Source organism: Tenacibaculum pacificus (assembly GCF_027941775.1).
Classification (GTDB): Bacteria; Bacteroidota; Bacteroidia; order Flavobacteriales; family Flavobacteriaceae; genus Polaribacter; species Polaribacter pacificus_A.
Genome location: NZ_CP115917.1, coordinates 269,661 through 292,576 on the forward strand (window position 1 = coordinate 269,661; position 22,916 = coordinate 292,576).

The 22,916-nt window shown below is 30.0% G+C and carries 20 protein-coding genes, 2 tRNA genes and 2 pseudogenes; 13 read left to right on the forward strand and 11 right to left on the reverse strand.

What is annotated here, in order from left to right; genetic code table 11:
- Position 1: 1 nt before the first annotated feature.
- The 10 genes from PG913_RS01140 (at position 2) to PG913_RS01185 (ending at position 12,504) form a co-directional block, all read left to right on the forward strand.
- On the forward strand, positions 2 to 913 hold the full coding sequence (locus tag PG913_RS01140; protein WP_271231248.1) for a metal ABC transporter solute-binding protein, Zn/Mn family: 912 nt from the start codon (positions 2 to 4) through the stop codon (positions 911 to 913).
- A gap of 16 nt (positions 914 to 929) precedes the next feature.
- On the forward strand, positions 930 to 1,670 hold the full coding sequence (locus PG913_RS01145) for a metal ABC transporter ATP-binding protein (protein WP_271231249.1): 741 nt from the start codon (positions 930 to 932) through the stop codon (positions 1,668 to 1,670).
- A complete protein-coding gene (locus tag PG913_RS01150) occupies positions 1,670 to 2,791 on the forward strand; it encodes a metal ABC transporter permease (RefSeq protein ID WP_271231250.1) in 1,122 nt (373 codons plus the stop codon). Before PG913_RS01145 ends, PG913_RS01150 begins: the two co-directional genes overlap by 1 nt.
- A 3-nt stretch (positions 2,792 to 2,794) precedes the next feature.
- Positions 2,795 to 3,955 carry a metal ABC transporter permease gene (locus PG913_RS01155; protein ID WP_271231251.1) on the forward strand — a complete coding sequence of 387 codons (1,161 nt, stop codon included), beginning with the start codon at positions 2,795 to 2,797 and terminating at the stop codon, positions 3,953 to 3,955.
- A 268-nt stretch (positions 3,956 to 4,223) separates the two neighbouring features.
- Complete coding sequence (locus PG913_RS01160; RefSeq protein WP_271231252.1) at positions 4,224 to 7,349, forward strand: UvrD-helicase domain-containing protein; 3,126 nt, start codon at positions 4,224 to 4,226, stop codon at positions 7,347 to 7,349.
- 67 nt (positions 7,350 to 7,416) lie between these two features.
- Positions 7,417 to 8,610 carry a glycine C-acetyltransferase gene (gene kbl / locus PG913_RS01165; protein WP_271231253.1) on the forward strand — a complete coding sequence of 398 codons (1,194 nt, stop codon included), beginning with the start codon at positions 7,417 to 7,419 and terminating at the stop codon, positions 8,608 to 8,610.
- 121 nt (positions 8,611 to 8,731) lie between these two features.
- The gene (locus PG913_RS01170) at positions 8,732 to 10,099 is read left to right on the forward strand and encodes an OmpA family protein (protein ID WP_271231254.1); all 1,368 of its coding nucleotides are present in this window, start codon (positions 8,732 to 8,734) and stop codon (positions 10,097 to 10,099) included.
- Positions 10,100 to 10,278: 179 nt separating this feature from the next.
- Positions 10,279 to 11,790: a F0F1 ATP synthase subunit beta gene (gene atpD / locus PG913_RS01175; protein WP_271231255.1), complete on the forward strand. Its 1,512-nt coding sequence runs from the start codon at positions 10,279 to 10,281 to the stop codon at positions 11,788 to 11,790.
- Positions 11,791 to 11,829: 39 nt separating this feature from the next.
- Positions 11,830 to 12,123 (forward strand): FoF1 ATP synthase subunit delta/epsilon, encoded by a 294-nt coding sequence (locus PG913_RS01180; protein WP_271231256.1) that lies wholly within the window; start codon positions 11,830 to 11,832, stop codon positions 12,121 to 12,123.
- Between the two features lie 96 nt (positions 12,124 to 12,219).
- The gene (locus tag PG913_RS01185; RefSeq protein ID WP_408648494.1) at positions 12,220 to 12,504 is read left to right on the forward strand and encodes a Sec-independent protein translocase subunit TatA/TatB; all 285 of its coding nucleotides are present in this window, start codon (positions 12,220 to 12,222) and stop codon (positions 12,502 to 12,504) included.
- 2 nt (positions 12,505 to 12,506) lie between these two features.
- Here the strand turns inward: PG913_RS01185 and PG913_RS01190 are convergent, their stop codons facing one another.
- From PG913_RS01190 to PG913_RS01200, 3 genes are read right to left on the reverse strand one after another with little or no spacing between them, the layout of a single operon-like run.
- On the reverse strand, positions 12,507 to 13,148 hold the full coding sequence (locus tag PG913_RS01190) for an O-methyltransferase (RefSeq protein ID WP_271231257.1): 642 nt from the start codon (positions 13,146 to 13,148) through the stop codon (positions 12,507 to 12,509).
- Positions 13,149 to 13,208: 60 nt separating this feature from the next.
- Positions 13,209 to 13,469, reverse strand: a complete 261-nt coding sequence (locus PG913_RS01195) for a hypothetical protein (RefSeq protein ID WP_271231258.1) — start codon at positions 13,467 to 13,469, stop codon at positions 13,209 to 13,211.
- Between the two features lie 6 nt (positions 13,470 to 13,475).
- Positions 13,476 to 14,048, reverse strand: a complete 573-nt coding sequence (locus PG913_RS01200; RefSeq protein ID WP_271231259.1) for a sigma-70 family RNA polymerase sigma factor — start codon at positions 14,046 to 14,048, stop codon at positions 13,476 to 13,478.
- A gap of 170 nt (positions 14,049 to 14,218) precedes the next feature.
- On the opposite strand from PG913_RS01200, the pseudogene panB reads away from it, so the two are divergent.
- The 3 genes and pseudogenes from panB (at position 14,219) to PG913_RS01215 (ending at position 16,445) form a co-directional block, all read left to right on the forward strand.
- Positions 14,219 to 15,038: pseudogene (gene panB, locus PG913_RS01205) on the forward strand (3-methyl-2-oxobutanoate hydroxymethyltransferase).
- A 45-nt stretch (positions 15,039 to 15,083) separates the two neighbouring features.
- Entirely contained in the window at positions 15,084 to 16,022 is a 939-nt protein-coding gene (locus tag PG913_RS01210) for a 2-hydroxyacid dehydrogenase (RefSeq protein WP_271231260.1), read from the forward strand.
- Positions 16,023 to 16,112: 90 nt separating this feature from the next.
- The gene (locus PG913_RS01215) at positions 16,113 to 16,445 is read left to right on the forward strand and encodes a hypothetical protein (protein WP_271231261.1); all 333 of its coding nucleotides are present in this window, start codon (positions 16,113 to 16,115) and stop codon (positions 16,443 to 16,445) included.
- Between the two features lie 58 nt (positions 16,446 to 16,503).
- On the opposite strand, the pseudogene bioB reads toward PG913_RS01215, so the two are convergent.
- The 8 genes and pseudogenes from bioB to PG913_RS01255 form a co-directional block, all read right to left on the reverse strand.
- Positions 16,504 to 17,605 (reverse strand): annotated as a pseudogene (gene bioB, locus PG913_RS01220) (biotin synthase BioB).
- A gap of 176 nt (positions 17,606 to 17,781) precedes the next feature.
- Positions 17,782 to 18,939, reverse strand: a complete 1,158-nt coding sequence (locus PG913_RS01225; RefSeq protein WP_271231262.1) for a beta-ketoacyl synthase N-terminal-like domain-containing protein — start codon at positions 18,937 to 18,939, stop codon at positions 17,782 to 17,784.
- 73 nt (positions 18,940 to 19,012) lie between these two features.
- Positions 19,013 to 20,278: an adenosylmethionine--8-amino-7-oxononanoate transaminase gene (bioA, locus tag PG913_RS01230; RefSeq protein ID WP_271231263.1), complete on the reverse strand. Its 1,266-nt coding sequence runs from the start codon at positions 20,276 to 20,278 to the stop codon at positions 19,013 to 19,015.
- Positions 20,279 to 20,282: 4 nt separating this feature from the next.
- The gene (gene bioD, locus PG913_RS01235; RefSeq protein ID WP_271231264.1) at positions 20,283 to 20,903 is read right to left on the reverse strand and encodes a dethiobiotin synthase; all 621 of its coding nucleotides are present in this window, start codon (positions 20,901 to 20,903) and stop codon (positions 20,283 to 20,285) included.
- 29 nt (positions 20,904 to 20,932) lie between these two features.
- Positions 20,933 to 21,280 (reverse strand): putative signal transducing protein, encoded by a 348-nt coding sequence (locus PG913_RS01240; RefSeq protein WP_271231265.1) that lies wholly within the window; start codon positions 21,278 to 21,280, stop codon positions 20,933 to 20,935.
- A 6-nt stretch (positions 21,281 to 21,286) separates the two neighbouring features.
- Positions 21,287 to 22,411: an aminotransferase class I/II-fold pyridoxal phosphate-dependent enzyme gene (locus tag PG913_RS01245; RefSeq protein ID WP_271231266.1), complete on the reverse strand. Its 1,125-nt coding sequence runs from the start codon at positions 22,409 to 22,411 to the stop codon at positions 21,287 to 21,289.
- Positions 22,412 to 22,469: 58 nt separating this feature from the next.
- A tRNA-Asn gene (locus tag PG913_RS01250) sits at positions 22,470 to 22,543 on the reverse strand.
- 61 nt (positions 22,544 to 22,604) lie between these two features.
- A tRNA-Asn gene (locus PG913_RS01255) sits at positions 22,605 to 22,678 on the reverse strand.
- Between the last annotated feature and the right edge of the window lie 238 nt (positions 22,679 to 22,916).

Below are 22,916 nucleotides of genomic sequence, written 5' to 3' on the forward strand. Positions count from 1 at the left end.
TATGAAAAAAATAATGATATTACTTGTTGTTTTAATTGCAGTAAGCTGTAAAACAACAGAAAAAAAACAAAATGGTAAATTAAACGTAGTTACAACAACGACTATGATTACTGATTTGGTTAAAAATATAGGTGGAGATAAAATTGAAATAAATGGATTAATGGGCGCAGGAGTTGATCCGCATTTATACAAAGCTAGTGAAGGAGATGTATCTAAGTTATTCAATGCTGATATTGTTATCTATAATGGATTACATTTAGAAGGAAAGTTAGAAGAGGTATTTGAAAAAATGCAACATCAAAATAAAAAAACAATCGTTATTTCTGATGTTATTGATAAAAAAAACTTGATTGGTTCAGAATTATTTGCTTCAAATTACGATCCGCATATTTGGTTTGATATTACTAATTGGACAAAAATGACTTCTTATGTTGCTGATAAATTAGCTCAAATAGATGTTGAAAATGCATCATTCTATAAAGAAAATGCAAAAATATATCTAGAAAAATTAGAAGAATTAAACAAGCAAGTAGCAACTAAAATAAATGAATTACCTCAAGAAAAAAGAATATTAGTAACTGCACACGATGCTTTTAATTACTTCGGAAGACAACACAAATTTAATGTTGTTGGTTTACAAGGTTTATCAACAGCTACGGAGGCAGGTGTTCAGGATGTTCAAAAATTGGCAAAGTTTATTATTGATAAGAAAGTGAAAGCAATTTTTGTAGAAAGTTCAGTTCCTAAACGAACTATTGAAGCTTTACAGGCTGCTGTAAAATCGAAAAATCAAGAAGTTGTTATTGGCGGAACTTTATATTCTGATGCTTTAGGAAGTGCAGGAACTATCGAAGGAACGTATATTGGAATGTACAACGCAAATGTAAATACGATTGTAAACGCCTTAAAATAATCAACAGATAATACAAATGAGTGAAATAAAATACGCAGTAACTGTTGATGATTTAACAGTTGCTTATAATTATAAACCCGTACTTTGGGATATTGATTTAGCCATACCTGAAGGTGTTTTAATGGCAATCGTTGGACCAAATGGTGCAGGGAAATCTACGTTGATAAAATCTATTTTAGGTATTATAAAACCGATTGCAGGAAGTGTTTCTATCTTTGGGAAATCATATGAAAAACAACGAAAGTTAGTTGCTTATGTTCCGCAAAAAGGAAGTGTAGATTGGGATTTCCCGACCACAGCTTTAGATGTTGTGTTAATGGGAACTTACGGAAGTTTAGGCTGGATTAAAAGACCTGGAAGAACTCAGAAAAAAACAGCTTTAGAAGCGCTTGAAAAAGTAGAAATGTTGGCTTTTAAAAGTCGTCAAATTTCTCAACTTTCAGGAGGACAACAACAGCGTGTTTTTTTGGCAAGAGCTTTGGCACAAGAAGCTGCCATTTATTTTATGGATGAACCTTTTCAAGGAGTTGATGCAACTACTGAAATTACCATCATAAATATTTTAAAAGAACTTCGAAAAGCAGGAAAAACTGTAATTGTAGTACATCACGATTTACAAACTGTACCCGAATACTTCGATTGGGTAACTTTTTTAAATGTCAAAAAAATAGCCACAGGTCCTGTTAAAGAAATTTTTAATGATGATAATTTAACCAAAACTTACGGAATTAATTATAAAGTAAGTGTACAACAATAATGGATTTACAAGAATACTTAAAACTCGTTTTTTCAGATTATACACTTCGAACTATTACTATTGGAACGGCTATTTTAGGCGCTATTTGTGGAATGTTAGGAAGTTTTGCCGTATTAAGAAAACAAAGTTTACTCGGCGATGCTATTTCACACGCTTCACTTCCAGGAATTGCGATTGCATTTTTAATTACAGGTACAAAAGATACGAATGTGTTATTGATTGGTGCATTAATTAGTGGATTAATCGGTGCTTTTTGGATACGTAGTATTGTAAAAAATACCCATTTAAAAACTGATACTGCTTTAGGATTGATTCTTTCTATTTTTTTCGGATTTGGAATGTTACTTTTAACCTTTATACAGAAACAACCGAATGCAAATCAGTCTGGATTAGATAAGTTTTTATTCGGTCAGGCAGCAACATTATTAATTGAAGATGTATGGTTTATGGCAATTGTAACGGCTATTTGTTTGGCGGTATTATTGCTTTTTTGGAAAGAATTTAAACTTTTATTATTTGATGTCGATTATGCAAAAACCTTAGGTTTTAATATCAAATTTATTGATGCTTTAATTACTAGTTTTATTGTGTTGGCAATTGTTTTAGGATTACAAACTGTTGGTGTTGTTTTGATGAGTGCGATGTTATTAGCACCAGCAGCGGCAGCCCGTCAATGGACAAATAGTTTAAGTACAATGGTTGTTTTAGCGGCAATTTTTGGTTCGGTTGCTGGTGTGGTAGGAACAGGAATTAGTGCAAGTCAAGCAAATTTATCGACAGGACCTGTAATTGTGTTAGTTGCAGCTGTGTTTGTGGTATTTTCTTTTATTTTTTCGCCATCAAGAGGTTTGCTTTTTAGTCAGATACGTTTTTTAAAAAATCGTAGAGATTTACAATTACATAAAACTTTATCTTTTATGTTTGACCTTGTTAAAACACATGAAGATAAATCACATCCACATGCTATAAAAATTTTAAATAATTTTCAAGGATACACAAAAGGAACTTTAAAAAAGTTAGAAGAAAAAAAATATATCAAATTATCAGGCAGAATGTGGTCAATGACCGAAGAAGGATATCAATTTGCAGGTAATTTATACAATCAAAATATAGAAAAATAAAAAATGAGTAGTGCTCAAATTGAAATACAATTAATTGCAAGTCTAGTAGCTGTAGCTTGTGCAATACCTGGCGTATTTTTGGTCTTGCGAAAAATGGCGTTAATTAGTGACGCAATTAGTCATTCTATTTTACCTGGTTTGGTTATAGGTTTTTTTATCACTCACGATTTAAATTCGCCTTTATTAATTTTAATGGGTGCTTTATCAGGAATTTTAACTGTGGTTTTAGTAGAGTATATTCAGAAAACAAAATTAGTAAAAGAAGATACTGCAATCGGATTGGTGTTTCCTGCTTTATTTAGTATCGGTGTGCTTTTAATTGCCAAAAATGCCAATGATATTCATTTAGATGTTGATGCCGTTTTATTAGGTGAATTAGCTTTTGCTCCGTTTGATAGATTATTAATTAATGGAATTGATATAGGTCCAAAATCATTATGGCTTATAGGAACTATTTTATTGATTACTTTAAGTCTTTTAATAGCCTTTTTTAAAGAATTAAAAGTGAGTACGTTTGATCCTGGTTTGGCAACAGCTTTAGGATTTTCTCCAATCGTAATTCATTACGGATTAATGAGTGTAGCCTCGATAACAACTGTCGGAGCTTTTGATGCCGTTGGCGCAATTTTAGTAGTTGCGTTAATGATTGCACCAGCAGCTACAGCATATTTATTAACAAACGATTTAAAGAAAATGTTAATCTATGCTGTACTTTTTGGAATGTTTTCGGCTATTTCAGGATATTGGCTAGCGCATTATTTAGATGCTTCTATTTCTGGTTCGATGATAACAATGCTTGGTTTTGTGTTTTTTCTGGTTTATTTATTCGCTCCAAATAGTGGTTTGATTGCTGTTTTATATCGAAATAGACAACAACAAAAAGAAGTGCAATTACTTACTTTTTTATTGCATTTAAATAATCATAAAGAAAAAAGAGAACGTCATATTAATCATTTAAACGAACATATTAATTGGCATAAAGTAAAAGCAAAATCTATTGTTGAATTGGCTGATAAAAATAATCTGATTTTTATTGATAATAATATTATATCGCTTACCGAAAAAGGAAAAACATTTACTGAAAAAGCAATCGATTATATTATTACTAATGATGATTCTGAAATTGAATCAATGAAAAAAGACTTCTTTTTATTTAGAGGATAGTTTTTTATCTGATTGCTATTTTTAAATTTTCTCTTTTTTAAGTACGATGTAAATAGTTTTTTCTAAATATCAAAAAGAGTAAAAATGCCTAGCCCCGATTGAAGCAATTGTTTGAGCTCTTTTTTGTTTTTCTTTTTAAAAAACAAAAAAAGCGAGTGCGGAAAGCGGGAAATTGCTTCAAAATATTTTTATTCTTATTAATTATTTTGTTACGATTCTATCTTGTTTGATGTGCTTTAAAAAGGTATTTTGCATTAAAAATTAGGCTGTGCAAAATCCATCAAATTTTCAAGTATATAATGCCTCGGCAGGTAGTGGAAAAACGTTTACTTTAGTAAAGGAATATCTTAAAGTTTTATTGAACTCGGAAGATGTTTTTAGATTTCAAAAAATATTAGCCATCACATTTACCAACAAAGCTGCTGGTGAAATGAAAGAACGTGTTTTAAAAAATTTAGAAGAATTTTCGGAAGGAAAAGAAAATGATTTGTTTCAAATTATTATCAAAGAAATTTCGATTGATAAAGAAAAAGTACAAGAACGAAGTAAGAAAATATTAGATGCCGTTTTACAAAATTATTCGGCTTTTTCAATTACTACTATTGATAGTTTTACACATCGAATTATTAAAAGTTTTGCTTATGATTTAGGATTACCACTAAATTTTGAGGTAGAAATGGATGCGATTTCATTATTAAATGAAGCTGTTGATGTGTTAATTTCTAAAATTGGTACAGATACTGATTTAACAAAATTATTGATAGATTTTTCTTTAGATAAAGCTGATGACGACACTTCTTGGGATATTTCGGTTGAATTAAATGAGTTTTCAAGAATTTTATTAAATGAAGACGATACCGAACATTTTAGAGCACTTGCTGATAAAAAATTAAGCGATTTTATAAACTTAAAAAGTAAACTTTCCAAAGATCAACGACAAATTAAACTTCGATTTTTAGAAATTGGAAAGAAAGGTTTAGGAATAATAGAAACGGCACAATTAGAAGCAAAAGACTTTTACTATTCTATGTTGCCAAAGCATTTTTTGGCGTTGTCTCAAAATCCTGCAAAAGCAAAGTTTTTTGATGAAAATAAACTTCGAGAACATATTGAAGAAAATAATTTTTATTCAAAATCAAAATCCAACGATATAAAAAGTGCGATTGAAGGAATTTTGCCTGAGCTTTTAACTTTATACACGGAATCTGAGGAATTGTATCAGCAATTTTTAATGAATAGATTGGCATTAAAAAGTGTAATTCCGTTAGCAGTTTTAAATTATATCAATATAGAATTAACGAATATTAAAGAAGAAAATAATATTCGATTAAATGCTGAGTTCAATCAATTAATTTCAGATAATATAAAAGACCAGCCTGCACCGTTTATTTATGAGCGAATCGGTGAACGATTTATGCATTATTTTATTGATGAAATGCAAGATACATCAGTATTGCAATGGGAAAATATAATTCCCCTAATAGATAATGCACTGGCACAAGAAGGTAGTAATTTATTATTGGTTGGTGATGGTAAACAAGCAATTTATCGTTGGCGCGGTGGAAAAGCAGAACAATTTATTTCATTAGGTTCAAGTACAGATAACCCGTTTCATATTGAAAAAGAAATAAAAACATTGGAAACAAACTTTAGAAGTTATACGGAGGTAATTGATTTTAATAATCAGTTTTTTCAACATACTTCTAATTTTTTGGAAAATGAACATTATAAAAAATTGTTTATCGATGGTAATAAACAATTAACAACAGCTAAAAGTGGTGGTTTTGTGTCTTTATCGTTTTTAGATAAGGAAGAAGAAAAGGCAGATGACCTATTAAAATATCCGAAGAAAATTTTAGAGACTATTCAAAAAGCGTCGGCTTCTTTTTCTTTAAATGAAATATGTGTTTTGGTTCGTAAGAAAAAAGATGGTATTGCGGTGGCAAATTATTTATCTGAAAATGGTGTTAATATTATTTCTTCTGAAACTTTATTGTTAGATAATAGTGCGAGTGTTCAATTTATGGTGAATTTATTGAAAGTTATTCAGCACCCGAACGATAAAGAAGCTTTATTAGAAGTTTTATATTTTTTATATAATCATTTGAAATTGGAAATAGCTAAAAATTTCTTTATTTCAGAAATGATTCAAAAACCTATTGATGTCATTTTTGAAGAATTAAAAATATATGAAGTGTTTTTTGAATTGTCAACTTTTCATCAATTGCCATTTTATGAAAAAGTTGAAGAAATTATCCGATGTTTTAAATTAATTGATTCTTCGGATGCCTATGTACAGTTTTTTTTAGACATCGTTTTAGAACAGCAACGAAGAGGAACGAGTATTCAAGAGTTTTTAGATTTTTGGGAAGAGAAAAAATCGAATTTAAGTATTGTAGCACCCGAAAGTGGAAACGCAGTACAAGTAATGACTATTCATAAATCGAAAGGGTTGGAGTTTCCTGTGGTTATTTTTCCGTATGATTTAGAAATTTATCGACAAATAAATCCTAAAATTTGGTTAGATGATTTGCCAACCTATTTTGAAGAATTTAAAGAATTATTAGTACCTTTTAATAAAGATTTAAAATCAATAAATGAAAGAAGTCTAGAAATATTTAATGAACAAAGAGAAGAATTAGAGTTAGATAATTTTAATCTTTTATATGTTGCTTTAACACGTGCAGTAGAACAATTACATATTATTACAGAATATAAAATTAGTACAAAAGGCGAAGAAAATACTAATTTTTATTCAGGTATTTTCATTAATTATTTAAAGGAAAAAAACTATTGGAACGATGGACAGTTAGATTATTATTTTGGAGAACCTAAAAGAGCTAGTGTACCTAAAGAAATTTCTTCGATTGCTGAGGTTCAAGAGGTATTTATTTCAACGCCTTGGCAAGAACATAATATTCATATGTTGGCAAGTGCTTCAAAATTATGGAATACCGAACAAGGGAAAGCCATTGAATTTGGTAATTTGATTCACGAAATGATGGCAAAAATTATGACTCAGCAAGATATTGCACGAGTTGTACGTCAATATGAGCAACAAGGAATTATTGATAAACCACAATCAATAGCTATTGAAGCCGATATTAATAAAATTGTAACTCATCCTGAATTGGAAGAATATTACGCCAAAAATGCAACAGTATATAATGAGCGTGAAATTGTAGATGTTGATAATCAAATTTTAATTCCTGATAGATTGGTGCTTTCTGAAAATAATGAAGTTACAATTTTAGATTACAAAACAGGAAAACCATCTAAAAGTTATCATCAGCAATTATTAAAATATGAACGTGTTTTAAAATCTATTAATTATAAAGTAACTAAAAAACTACTTATATATATTAATGAAGAAATTTTGGTTGAAGAAGTTTAACAATTAACTTTGACCTTTTAAATATAAATACCATCTCGTATAATCGAGATGTAAAAATAAATATAAGATGTACGGAAAAATAAAAGAGCAATTACAACAAGAAATTCAGGAAATTAAAGATGCTGGATTGTACAAGGCAGAACGTATTATTACATCATCTCAAGATGCAGTAATAAAAATTTCTACAGGTGAAGAGGTAATCAATTTTTGTGCAAATAATTATTTAGGATTATCAAATCATCCAGAAGTAATTCAAGCAGCTAAAGATGTAATGGATACTCATGGTTTTGGAATGTCATCGGTTCGTTTTATTTGTGGAACTCAAGATATTCATAAGCAATTAGAAGAGAAAATTGCTGAATTTTACACTACAGAAGATACTATTTTATATGCAGCAGCATTTGATGCAAATGGAGGTGTTTTTGAGCCATTATTAACAAAAGAAGACGCAATTATTTCTGATAGTTTAAATCATGCATCTATTATTGATGGAGTTCGTTTGTGTAAAGCAGGTCGTTATCGTTATGATAATAATGACATGGAATCTTTAGAAGCACAGTTAATTGAAGCGAATAAACAAAATCATCGTTTTAAAATTATTGTAACTGATGGTGTTTTTTCTATGGATGGAATTGTTGCCAAACTAGATGAAATTTGTGATTTAGCAGATAAATATGATGCCTTAGTAATGGTTGATGAATGTCATGCAGCTGGTTTTATTGGTAAAACAGGTCGTGGAACTGTTGAATTGAAAAATGTAATGGATCGTGTTGATATTGTAACAGGAACTTTAGGAAAAGCACTTGGAGGTGCGATGGGTGGTTATACAACAGGTAAAAAAGAAATTATTGAAATTTTACGTCAACGTTCTCGTCCGTATTTATTTTCAAATTCTTTAGCACCTGCAATTGTAGGAGCGTCTTTAAAAGTTTTTGATTTAATTTCTGAAGATACTTCGTTTCGTGATAAATTAGAATGGAATACAAACTATTTTAGAACAGAAATGGAAAAAGCAGGGTTCGATTTAGTAGGAGCTGATGCTGCGATTGTACCTGTAATGCTATATGATGCAAAACTTTCGCAAAACATGGCAAATAAATTATTAGAAGAAGGAATTTATGTTATCGGATTTTTCTTTCCAGTAGTGCCAAAAGAAAAAGCTAGAATCCGTGTGCAGTTATCAGCAGCACATAAAAAAGAACACTTAGATAAAGCTATTGAGGCATTTACAAAAGTAGGTAAAGAATTAAATGTGATTTAATAGGTTTTAATCAAAATATATATTTGTTGTAAGTTTTTATAGAATTGCTTTTGTAAATAAGTTTTTACAACTTACATTTGCCTTATATATAAAACGAAATTTTAATTTAAATTTATTTATAATGAAACAAATCAAATTAGCTGTGATAGCTTTGTTTACGTTTGCTACTGTAGCAACTACAAACGCACAGGATTCAGATAACCCTTGGGTTGTAGGTTTTGGGATTAACACTGTAGATGTAAGAGCTTATACAGATGATTTTGGAACTAATTTAAAAGATTATGTAGGAACAAGTGAATGGTCAGACAACACTTTACCTTCTATTTCTAGAATTACTGTTGATAAGTATTTAAAAGATGGTTTTTCTTTACAATTAGCTGGTTCTTTAAATAAACTTGAAACAATAGTTTCTAAAGGTGACGCTGATGATTTATACTATTCTATTGATGCAATCGTAAAATACGATTTAAATAACTTATTTGGAGAAACTTCATGGTTTGATCCTTATGTAGCTTTAGGTGGAGGTTACCAATCTGTAGATGGTGATGGAGACGGTGTTTTAATTGGAGGATTAGGTTTTAATACTTGGTTTAATGATAACTTAGGTTTAAACTTCCAGTCTGGTTATAAGCATGGTTTTAATGCTGAAGGTAGAGATGTATTTCAACATTCACTTGGTTTAGTTTTCAAATTTGGAGGTACTGATACTGATGGTGATGGTATTTTTGATAAAGATGATGCATGTCCTGAAGTTGCTGGTTTAAAAGAATTTAACGGATGTCCTGATACTGACGGTGATGGAATTAAAGATGCTGATGATGCATGTCCTGAGGTTGCTGGTTTAGCTGCTTTAAACGGATGTCCTGATGCTGATGCTGATGGTATTGCTGATAAAAATGATGCTTGTCCTACTGTAAAAGGAACAAAAGCAAATAACGGATGTCCTGATACTGACGGAGATGGTGTAGTTGACGGTAAAGATAAGTGTCCTACTGTTGCTGGTCCTGTTGCAAATGCAGGTTGTCCTTACGTAGATACTGACGGAGATAGCGTTTTAGATAAAGATGATAAATGTCCTAAAGTTGCAGGTGTTGCTTCTAACAACGGATGTCCTGAAGTATTAATTACTAAAGCTGCTGAGAAAAAATTAAATGATTTCGCAAGAGCTATTTACTTTAACTCAGGAAGAACTACTTTTAAGCCTGGTGTTATTGCTAACTTAGATAGAATTGCTTCAATTATGAAAGAATACTCTAAAGCTAACTTTAGTGTACAAGGTCATACTGATAGCCAAGGTAAAGCTGCTAATAACTTAAGATTATCTGAAAAAAGAGCTAAGGCTGTTTTAGATTACTTAGCTGTTAAAGCTGGTATTTCAACTTCTAGATTAACTTCTGCTGGATTTGGTGAAGACTATCCAATTGCTGATAACAAAACTAGAGCTGGTAGAGCTCAAAACAGACGTGTTGAGATTAAATTAGCAAAATAATTTAACAAAACATAAATATTATTAAAAGCCTCACTTAACGTGAGGCTTTTTTTATACAGTTAATTTAGTAAAAATAGGGTAAAACGTTTTTTAAATTCCACTAAAAAAATTACCTTTGCACCTTGAAAAAAGGGCTAAAGCTCACATAGCAAATTAAATAACTTTAATTACATATAGTAATGTCTACAATAACAGGTAAAGTTTCTCAAATTATTGGTCCAGTTATCGATGTTGAGTTTAATACAGAAAATGCTGAATTACCAAAAATTTACGATTCATTAGAAATTAAAAAAGCTGATGGTTCAATTTTAGTATTAGAGGTTCAACAACATATAGGTGAAGATACAGTTCGTACTATTTCGATGGATGCGACAGATGGTTTAAGTAGAGGTACAGAAGTAATCGCTACAGGTAATCCTATTCAAATGCCAATAGGTAACGATATTTATGGACGTTTGTTTAACGTTACAGGTGAAGCTATTGATGGTTTAGGTGATTTACCTAAAACAGGAGATGCAGGTTTATCTATCCACCGTCAAGCTCCAAAATTTGAAGACTTATCAGTATCTACTGAAGTTTTATTTACTGGTATTAAAGTAATTGATTTAATTGAGCCGTATGCAAAAGGAGGTAAAATTGGATTATTTGGTGGTGCAGGAGTAGGTAAAACTGTATTAATTCAAGAGTTAATTAACAACATCGCAAAAGGACATGGAGGTTTATCTGTATTCGCAGGTGTAGGTGAAAGAACTCGTGAAGGAAACGATTTATTAAGAGAGATGTTAGAATCTGGAATTATCAAATATGGTGATGATTTCATGCATTCTATGGAAGAAGGAGGATGGGATTTATCTAAAGTAGATAAAAAAGGAATGAGAGGGTCTAAAGCTACTTTCGTATTCGGACAAATGAACGAACCACCTGGAGCACGTGCACGTGTTGCTTTATCTGGTTTAACAATTGCTGAATATTTCCGTGATGGAGCAGGAGAAGCACAGGGAAAAGATGTACTTTTCTTTGTTGATAATATCTTCCGTTTTACACAAGCGGGTTCTGAGGTATCGGCTTTATTAGGTCGTATGCCATCTGCAGTAGGATACCAACCAACATTAGCTACAGAAATGGGAGCAATGCAGGAACGTATTACTTCTACTAAAAAAGGTTCTATTACATCTGTACAAGCAGTTTATGTACCTGCAGATGATTTAACAGATCCAGCACCAGCAACAACATTTGCTCACTTAGATGCTACTACGGTATTATCTCGTAAAATTGCAGAATTAGGTATTTATCCTGCAGTAGATCCTTTAGATTCTACTTCAAGAATTTTATCTGCTGAAGTTTTAGGAGCTGAGCACTATGATACAGCAACAAAAGTAAAAGAGATTTTACAACGTTATAAAGAATTGCAAGATATTATTGCAATTTTAGGTATGGAAGAATTATCTGAAGAAGATAAATTAGTAGTTCACAGAGCACGTCGTGTACAACGTTTCTTATCTCAACCATTCCACGTAGCAGAGCAGTTTACTGGTTTAAAAGGATGTTTAGTAGATATTAAAGATACTATTAAAGGGTTTAATATGATTATGGATGGTGAATTAGATAAGTATCCTGAAGCTGCATTTAACTTAAAAGGATCAATTCAAGAAGCAATTGATGCTGGTGAAAAAATGTTAACTGAAGCATAATTCAATTAACAATTAATAATAATTAATTCTATTGAAATTATGTTTTTAGAAATTGTAACTCCAGAAGCGATCTTGTTTTCGTCAAAAGTAGATTCTGTTACTGTACCAGGTGTTAATGGTGAATTTCAAATGTTAACTAATCACGCAGCTGTTGTGTCTATTTTAACAAAAGGAACTATAAAAATACAAGTACATACACAAGATCATTTAATTTTTGATGATTTACATGAAAGTATTGTAAGTTTACCAGAAGATAATAAGGTTTTAACCTTAACTATTAAATCAGGAACTTTAGAAATGAAAGATAATAAGGCAATTATTCTAGCAGATTAATTACTTATAAAGTCATAAAATTAAAAAGCCAAACGTAATGTTTGGCTTTTTTTTATTTTATAAAATAGTTTTATTTTTATTTTAAGTATCTTTGTAATGATGAATGTAACGTTTTTATTTATAGGAGGTCCAGAGATTTTTGTAATCGTCTTAATAGTTGTAATGTTTTTTGGTGCAGATAAAATTCCTGAAATAGCCCGAGGCTTAGGAAAAGGTATCCGTCAGGTTAAAGATGCAACCAATGATATTAAAAAAGAAATTAATAATAGTACAAAAGATAGTGGTATAAATACCGATATTGTAGAAGACATCAATAAAGAAGTAACAAAAGTTAAAGACAATATTGATGACTTAACAGGTCCTATAAAACGTCAGTTTTAAAATTACTTTACACGACTGATAGTTAATCCATCACGGATTGGTAGTAAAACTGTTTCTACACGAGAATCTTCATTTAATTTTTTATTATACTCTAAAAGAATTTTTGTATCAATATCTTTTGGATTAAGTTCCTCTACAACTTTACCACTCCAAAGTACATTGTCAGATAAAATAATTCCACCAGAATTCATTTTATCAATAATTAAATCGAAATAGTTTAAGTAATTAGATTTATCAGCATCAATAAAAACTAAATCAAATTTAGTTTCCATTGTAGGAATAATATCAATAGCATTACCTACATATTGTTTAATTTGATTTTTGTAAACTGATTTTTCAAAATATTTAGATTGAAGTCCTTCTAACTCTTCATTTTTATCAATAGTATAAAGTATTCCATCATTACTTAATCCTTCTGCCAAAGAAAGTGCAGAATATCCTGTATAAGTACCAATTTCTAAAATTGATTTAGGTTGAATTAATTTAGAAATCATAGATAAAACTCTACCTTGAAAAGCGCCGCTTAACATTCTAGGATTTAATACTTTTTGCCAAGTTTCTTTGGTTAATTCCTGTAATATTTTAGGTTCTTTTTGTGAGTGATTAACAACATAAGTGTCAATTTTTTCTGGAAGAAAGTGCATGGTTATAATTTTACATCAAAGGTATAAAAAAACCAATTCCTATTATGTTATAAAATAAAATTAATGTAGTTGATGTAGTTGTTCTTTTATTTTATCTTTATCTTCTTTTGATAAACATTTAATTTCATTTTTACAATTACTAGCTTTCATTTTAAAAATAGCTGACATTTTACGGTTTTGTTTTGAATATAAAGAACAAAATTTACAATTTAATAAATGTAAGTTTAGTTGTATTTTTTCATAAAAAGAAGCTTCATTATATTGTGCTTTATCACATATATTAGTAGCTTGTTCACATGTTATTTTAGTTTTTTTAAACATTATATTTTACTTATTAAACCAATTTTTTTCTACACAAGCTCTTAATTGAGTTCTAGCTCTGTGGATAATTACCCATAGATTTGACGGAGTAATATCTAATTCCTTACAAATTTCTTCAGTTTCAAACTCTTGAATAGTTTTCATTTTAAAAACCATAGCATATTTTTCAGGAAGTTTACTGATACATTGCTCTAATTGAGTTTTTAATTCTTCGTTTTCAATATTTTTTTCTACTTCATTACCCCAAGATTGTGGAATTCGTTCTTCAATCCAATTTCCTTCTTGTTCTCCATTATCATAAAAACTCATTCTAATTTCAGCCTTTCCTTTATTAGAGTTTATTTTTCTATAATAATCAATTATTTTTCGTTTTAATATTGAAATTAACCAAGTTCTTTCAGTTGATTTTCCTTGAAAGTTTTTGGCAGATTTAAGACCTGCAAAAAATGTTTCTTGAACTAAGTCTTTAGCTATATTACTATCACTTACACGTACAGAGGCATAATTAAATAAATAATCAGCATAATCATCTACCCATTTATTGGGGTCTAAAGTGTTCAATTTTTTAGTCTGGTTCATTAGATCAAATGTAAGTTTTTTTTTATTTATATAAAATTTAAATATATTGAATGAATTTAAGAATAAAAAAAATAGTTAAATAAAGATAATAATAACTGAATTGTAATTTTTATTTAACAGATTATTCAATAAAATAATTGCGTATTTTTACAGTCTAGAAAATTTAAAAAATGTCAGTAGCCAAAAAACAATATAAAAGAGTAACAACAAAATCATTAGTAGATATGAAGGCAAATGGAGAGAAAATCTCTATGCTTACTGCTTATGATTATACGATGGCAAAAATTGTAGATGGAGCAGGAATTGATGTAATTTTAGTGGGAGATTCTGCATCAAATGTAATGGCGGGTCAGTGAAACTACTTTGCCAATTACACTTGACCAAATGATTTATCATGCAAGTTCTGTAATACGTGCTATTGAACGTTGTCTAGTGGTAGTTGATTTACCTTTTGGTACTTATCAAGGAAATTCTAAAAATGCTTTAGATTCAGCAATTAGAATAATGAAAGAATCTGGAGGACATGCTGTAAAATTAGAGGGAGGAAGTGAAATAGCTGAGTCAATATCTAGAATATTAACCGCAGGGATTCCTGTAATGGGGCATTTAGGATTAACGCCACAATCTATCTATAAATTTGGAACTTATACGGTTAGAGCTAAAGAAGAAGAAGAAGCTGAAAAGTTATTACAAGATGCTAAATTATTACAAGAATTGGGCTGTTTTGCTTTGGTATTAGAAAAAGTTCCCGCAGCTTTAGCAACAAAAGTAGCCGAAAGTTTAACTATACCTGTCATCGGAATTGGAGCAGGTGGCGGTGTAGATGGGCAGGTTTTAGTAACTCATGATATGATTGGAATGACTCATGAATTTAATCCTCGTTTTTTACGTAGGTATTTAGATTTATATACAGAAATGACAGGAGCTTTTGAAAATTACATTGCTGATGTAAAATCAAAAGACTTTCCAAACGAAAAGGAACAATATTAATTACATAAGCCTTCTTTTTAGAAGGCTTTTTTTATTTAAAACAGCGTGAAAATACTGCACTTAGATTCAAATCACGAATTACTTTTAAATCAATTAAACGATTTAGGTTTTGTTAATGAAGAAGATTATACAGCATCAAAAGAAATAATAGAAGCTAAAATTAATCAATATGATGGAATTATTATCCGAAGTAGATTTACTATTGATAAACAGTTTTTAGACAAAGCAACGAATTTAAAATTTATCGGAAGAGTAGGAGCAGGACTTGAAAATATAGATTGTGAATATGCGAATCAAAAAGGAATTCATTTAATTTCAGCTCCTGAAGGAAATAGAAATGCGGTTGGTGAACACGCTTTAGGAATGATATTATCACTTTTTAATAAATTTAGAAAAGCAGATAATGAAGTTAGAAATGGTAAATGGTTACGAGAAGATAACAGAGGAATTGAACTAGATGGAAGAACTGTTGGTTTAATTGGTTACGGAAATATGGGGAAATCATTTGCAAAAAAATTAAGAGGTTTTGATGTAAAAGTACTTTGTTATGATATTAAACCTAATGTTGGCGATGAAAACTGTACACAAGTTTCTTTAGAAGAATTACAACAAAAAGCTGATGTTTTAAGCTTACATACCCCTCAAACAGCATTAACTAAAAATATGATTGATGCCAATTTTATCAATGCTTTTTCTAAGCCATTTTGGTTAATTAATACGGCAAGAGGAAAATCAGTAGTTACTTCGGATTTAGTGACAGCCTTAAAATCATCAAAAATTTTAGGAGCAGGTTTAGATGTGTTGGAATATGAGAAAAAATCTTTTGAAAACTTATTTGTAAATCAAGATATGCCCGAAGCTTTTCAATATTTAATAAAGGCAGATAATGTTTTATTATCTCCTCATGTTGCAGGTTGGACGGTAGAAAGTAAACAAAAATTAGCGCAAACTATTGTTGATAAAATAAAGACTATTTTTTGTTAGATGCTATTAATAATTATTAAAGTTAAATCTTTTTTAATATATTTATAAAAGATTAATTTTTGATAGATAAACAAGCTAAATAAAAATAAAATGGAAGAAAATAATAATATTTCAAAAGAAAATCTAAAAGAAAAAGCATCAGAATTTGCTGGAAAAGCAAGTGAACACGTTGCTGATGCAATGGAAGATGTAAAAGCAAAAGTAGGTGAAGTTTTATCAGATGAAACAGTTCAAGATATCAAAAATAAAGCCACTGAATTTGCTGATGATGCCAAAGAAGCTTTAGAAGAAGTATCTGAAAAAGCATCAGAATTTGCAACTAAAGCAAGTGAAGAGCTTGCCGATTTTGCAGAAGATGCTCAAGAAGAATTTAAAGAAGCTACTGCAAAAGCTAAAAAATATATTAAAGATTTATTAGATTAGTAATAAAAAAAGCATCGTTTATATAAACGATGCTTTTTTACTTCAAAAAGTATATTTATTATTGTTTACGTAATTCTAAAGCTTCTTGCTTTTTTTCTTCGTTACGTTCAATTTTATGTTCAGGTCTTGTCCATTTAGGTTTTTCACCTAAGTTTTCAAAAGCAGAATCTTTTGCTTCTACAGTTTGTGGTTGTACCTTTTTTGTAAAAGGCTTCTGAGGATTTAAACCTAACATTTTAAACATTTTCATGTCTTCATCAACATCAGGATTTGGTGTTGTTAATAATTTATCACCAGCAAAAATAGAATTTGCACCAGCAAAGAAACACATTGCTTGTCCTTCTCTACTCATTTGCGTTCTTCCTGCAGATAAACGAACCTGAGTTTCAGGTAAAACAATACGAGTCGTAGCTACCATACGTATCATATCCCAAATTTCAACAGGTTTTTGGTCTTCTAAAGGAGTTCCTTCAACAGCAACTAAAGCGTTAATTGGTGTAGATTCTGGTTGAGGACTTAAAGTAGATAAAGCCACTAACATTCCTGCTCTATCTTCTGCATTTTCACCCATTCCAATAATTCCACCCGAACAAACAGTTACATTTGTTTTACGTACGTTGCTAATCGTATCTAATCTATCTTGATATCCTCGAGTAGAAATTACTTCTTTATAATATTCTTCCGAAGAATCTAAATTATGATTATATGCATATAAACCAGCTTCGGCTAAACGTTGTGCTTGATTTTCAGTAACCATACCTAAAGTACAGCAAACCTCCATATCCAATTTATTTATGGTTCTAACCATGTCTAAAACTTGGTCAAATTCAGGACCATCTTTTACGTTTCTCCAAGCAGCACCCATACAAACACGAGAACTTCCGCTCGATTTAGCTCTTAAAGCTTGTGCTTTTACTTGACGTACTGACATTAAATCATTTCCATCAACATTCGTATGATAACGTGCCGCTTGCGGACAGTATCCACAATCTTCCGAACAGCCACCAGTTTTTATAGATAACAATGTAGAAACCTGTACTACATTAGGGTCAGTGACTTTTTCTATGAATCGTTGCAGCTTCATATAAAAGCTCCATTAAAGGTTTATTATATATTTCAAGAACTTCTTCTTTCGTCCAATTATGTCTTACTTCACTCATAAAAATCAAGTTATTTGTAATGTCAAAAATAAAAAAACTAATTGTCTTTCTATTTATTTTTAGAAGCTATTTCCTGCTTTCACTACTCGCTTTTTTTATTTTTTAAAAAAGAAAAATAAAAAAGAGCTCAAACAAGCCGTTCAATCAGGGCTAAACTTCTTAATTAAATTTATAGTTTATTTTTTAATATTTTGTGCTGATATTAATACAGAAACAGCATTTCCGCCAAAACCAACAGCATTTACTAAAATATTTTTTATTTTTTTAGGATGATTTTGTTTTTCAGCAAACGGAACTTCAATAACTTTCTGATGTTGTAATATCAGTATTGCTAATTCTAAACTAAGTAATCCAGAAGTACCAAAAGTATGTCCGACTTTCCATTTATTGGTGGTTAAAAAAGGTTTTTTATCGCCAAAAACTGCATGAATCGCATTAATTTCAGATAAGTCACCTTTAATAGTTCCAGGAGCGTGCATTACAATAGCATCAATATCATCCATAGAAATATCAGCTAAAGCCATTTTCATAGATTTTTGAAAACAGTCGGCATTTGCAGTAACCGATGTATTATGTTTTAAAACTTCCGTAGCAAAACCGATGCCTTTAATAAGTGCGATTGCATTTTCTTGAACACCTTTTTCTAAACAAAAAACAGCAGCAGCTTCACCCAAAACCATGGTGTTTTTCTGTTTATCTAAATCAAAAGCTTTACAAGGATATTCATCTGTTTCTTTCGAATAGACTTTTAAAGCTTGCATTTGTGCGATAGTAAAATCGGTTAAAGAAGCTTCACTAGCACCAATCATAAATTTTTCTGACATACCAGATTGTAACCAAGCAATTCCATTTAATAACGAATGTAAACCCGTAGAACAAGTAATAGAATGCGAAATTTCAGGACCATTTGATTGTAAATCGTGTGCAATCCAAGACGAAATATTTCCTAAAGTAGTGGTTGGCGAACTTAAAGTTGCCGATTTTCCTGTTTCTAAAAACTCTTTATGATATTTTTCAAACAAAGAAGTTGCACCTCTTGACGAGCCAATATTAATTCCAAAGTTATCTTCTGATGTCCAGTTTGTTTTTTCAATTGCTTTTCGAGCAACATAAATTGTATATAAAACCGAATCATCTAAACTTTTGTATTTATTATCTGAATTTCTGATAATATCAATTGCTTGTTTATCTTCATCAGTTAAGCTTCCTGTCCAAACAGTTTCTTTTAAACTTAGAAAATGTTTTTGGTTTAGATAATTCTCCCAAATTTGATTAGCATTACTACCTAAGGCAGAAACTGAAGCAAAAGAGGTAATAGAAATAGGTTGTTTCAACACATAAAAATTTTGACAAAAATAAAGGTAAAATCAAGTATTATGAAATAAATCTATTAAATAACCAAAGGTTTTAGAAAATATCTAAAACCTTTTGAATAGTTATATATATTTTTTGTAGTTGTTTTTCGGTAATTATATAAGGTGGCTGAATGTAAATAGTATTTCCTAACGGACGTAAAAACACACCATCATTCATAAAGTGTTTTAATAATTGGTCACGTAAAGTTCCGTAACGATTGGCATTTGTTTTTAAATCGATAGCTAAAATAACGCCTTTCGAACGTGTTGAAGCTACTTTTGGATGTTGTTTAATTTTATCTTCAAACGTTTTGTGAGAATTTGAAATAAACTGAATACTATCTTGAATTTTTTTAGTTTGTAATAATTCGATAGTTGCCAAAGCTGCACTACAAGCTATCGGATTTGCAGAATACGTATGACAATGAAAAAATCCTTTAGAAATATCATTACTTAAAAAAGTACTGTAAATTTCTTCGGTACAAGATGTAATTGCCATAGGAACTAATCCGCCAGTTAAAGCTTTACTTAAACAGATAATATCGGGTTTTGTAGTAATTTCATCCGAAGCAAAATTGTTTCCTGTTTTACCAAAACCAGTCATTACTTCATCGGCAATAGTTAAAATATTATTTTCTTTACAGAATTTTAAAATTTCATTTAAATCCGAAGCTTCATGAATTTTCATTCCCGCAGCACCTTGCACTAAAGGTTCATAAATGAAACCAGCAATATTATTTTTAGAAATTATTTCTTTTAATTGCGATAAAATTTCATCATTATTTGTGCCATCAGGAATAGAAATACGTTTAATATCCATTAAAAAATCTTCAAAAGGACCATTGTAAGCCGATAACCCAGAAACTGACATTGCACCAAAAGTATCACCGTGAAATCCGTTTTCAAAAGCAATAAAAGTTGTTCGTTTTTCCTCTTTATTAAAATAGTATTGCAACGCCATTTTAATAGCTGCTTCAACTGCTGTTGAACCGTTGTCGTTAAAGAATATTCTATTTTGATTTTTAGGCAAAATCTTAATCAGTTCTTCGGATAATTTTACGGCAGGTTCGTGCGTAAAATCGCTAAACATTATTTGATCTAATGTTTGCATTTGTTTGTAAACACGACTCGTAATAAAATCGTTGCAATGCCCAAACATACAAGTGTACCACGATGAAATTGCATCAATATATTCATTGCCTTTTTCATCGGTTAAAATACATCCTTTTGCTTTTACAATTCCTAAGCTATCAGGGTGTGTTTGATGCTGTTTTAACGGATGCCATAAATGTTTTTTATCTCTTTCTTGTAAATTCATTCGTTTATAGGTTGATTAAATTCTTTTTAAAAAGTTCGGCATATTCTTTAATTACACTTTTATCAAAATAAGGTTCTTCATCAATTCTACCAATTACAGGAACGTTTGTCATTTTTTTGATGATTTGTTCGGTGGTTTTATGTTCATCACCAGAAAAAATAATAGAAACGTCAAAATCTTTTTCTTTCAATAAATTTACGGTTAATAAGGTATGATTAATACTTCCTAAATAATGACGAGAAACCACAATTACTTTATAAGTTGGTTTGATAATATCTAAAATAGTATCGGTATTATTTAAAGGAACAAATATTCCGCCAGCACCTTCTATAACTAAATTTTCGTTATCGGTTTTTGGTTCGATAATTTTAGCTAAATCAATAGTAATATTATCTATTTCGGCAGCAGCATGCGGACTCATTGGTGTTTTTAAAGCGTATGAGTTATCTTGTATGGTCGTTTTTTTATTAGAAATAAATTTCTTGATTTTATGAGAATCAGAATCATCTAATTCACCAGCTTGTATAGGTTTCCAATAATCAGCTTCTAATGCTTCGGTAAATATTGCCGATGCAACTGTTTTTCCTACTTCTGTAGAAATTCCTGTAATAAAATATGTAGCCATTTAAAAGGTTGTTTTACAATCATTACAAATTAATTTTCTGCTTTCAAAAAAAGGAAATAACATAAAAAAAAGTTTTTTCGTTGAGGTGGAGCAACTAATATTCTAGAAGAATTACATTCTTTACAATATACCGGATTACTATTCTCATCCTTTTCATATACTCTTATTTCATTATAAATATGTAGTGCTTTTTTTAAATCATCATTATGAACTAATAATTTTACACCACCTATTGCTTGACTCATCCACGGGTCAGTATCAATAGTTTTTTCATCCATTAATGAGGTTCTAATACTATTTGAATCTAATTTAGATTTTAAAAGATGAGCTTCTGTTGAATTTTCAAAAACGGTTAAAATACTATAATTATCTTGCATTGTTTTTTAAACAAAAGTAACAAGATGTTCTAAAATATTGGTGATTTCTTGTGTAGAATTATAAGAGTGTAAACAAAAACGTAATCTTTCTTCACCTTTATTTACTGTGGGCGATAAAATTGCTTTTACATCAAATCCTTTTTCTTGCAATTTTTTTGAAATTGCTTTTACGTTTTCATTTCCTGAAATAATGCAACAATGAATTGCTGAATTACTTGCTATAAAATTAAGTTGTAATCTGTTGATTTCTTGTTTGAAAAATAAAATATTTTTCTGAAGATTTTCTGTTGCTTTACTTCTGATTAATTCGGAATATGCAAATTTTATGGTTGCCAAACTATGAGGCGATAATCCTGTTGTGTAAATAAAGCTTCTCGAAAAATTTATTAAATATTGTTTCAATTCTTTACTTCCTAAAACAACAGCTCCGTGGCATCCTAATGCTTTTCCAAAAGTGATAATTCTAGCAAAAATAGCAGTTTCGATATTTAACTCTTGTATTAATCCTTTATTGAAAACTCCCACAGCATGCGCTTCATCTACAATAAAATGGGCATTATTTTTTTTGATGATTTTAGACATTGCTATTAAATCAGGCGCATCACCATCCATAGAAAAAATAGATTCTGTTACTACATAAATTTCAGTATCATTTTTTGATTGATGTTTGCTGATTTTTTTATCTAAATCATCTAAATTATTATGTTTAAATTTAAAAGATTGCGCATTCGATAACTGAACTCCATCACGAATAGAAGCGTGAATAAATTCATCATATAAAATAATATCGCCTCGTTGAGGTATCGATGAAAAAAAACCAATATTAGCATCGTAACCCGAATTAAAAATTAAAGCTTCTTCGGAATTATGAAATTGAGCCAGTTCTTTTTCGATACTATTATATAAATGATGATTTCCTGAAAGTAGGCGAGAACCCGTTGCACCATTTTGTAAGATGCTATTATCAACTAAAAATTGATGTGTTTTATTAAAAATTGCTTCTGATTTTGCAAAGCCTAAATAATCATTGGAAGAAAAATCAATTAAAGTGTTTTTTTGTCCAAGTGTTCTTAGAGAATTGTTTTCTATCCGATGAAGTAATTTTTGTGTTAGTTTTTTTGGAAATGACATAACATAGCATTTTAAAATAAAAAAGACTTACAAGTAAATGTAAGTCTTTTTTTAAAAGCTCCTCCTTTAGGACTCGAACCTAAGACCCTCTGATTAACAGTCAGATGCTCTAACCAACTGAGCTAAGGAGGAATGTTCATATAGAACAAATTTATGTGTTGTAGCTATTATGGTTGCTACGTTACCTTTGTTGCTCCTCCTTTAGGACTCGAACCTAAGACCCTCTGATTAACAGTCAGATGCTCTAACCAACTGAGCTAAGGAGGATTTTAAAACATTTGATAGTTTTAAAATGCGAGTGCAAATTTAAGACCTTTTTTCAATAAAAAAAAACTTTTTTGAATAAATTTTTAATAAAAAATTATTGATATTGATTTTCAGTTATTTAAAAATAATTATGTGTAAAATTTAAAATAGGAACGCTTATTTGTTCAAAAAAAATAAACGATATAAAATAAGCGTGAAATGAAAGTCTTTTTTTTAGTAAAAGTTGTATTTTTGTATC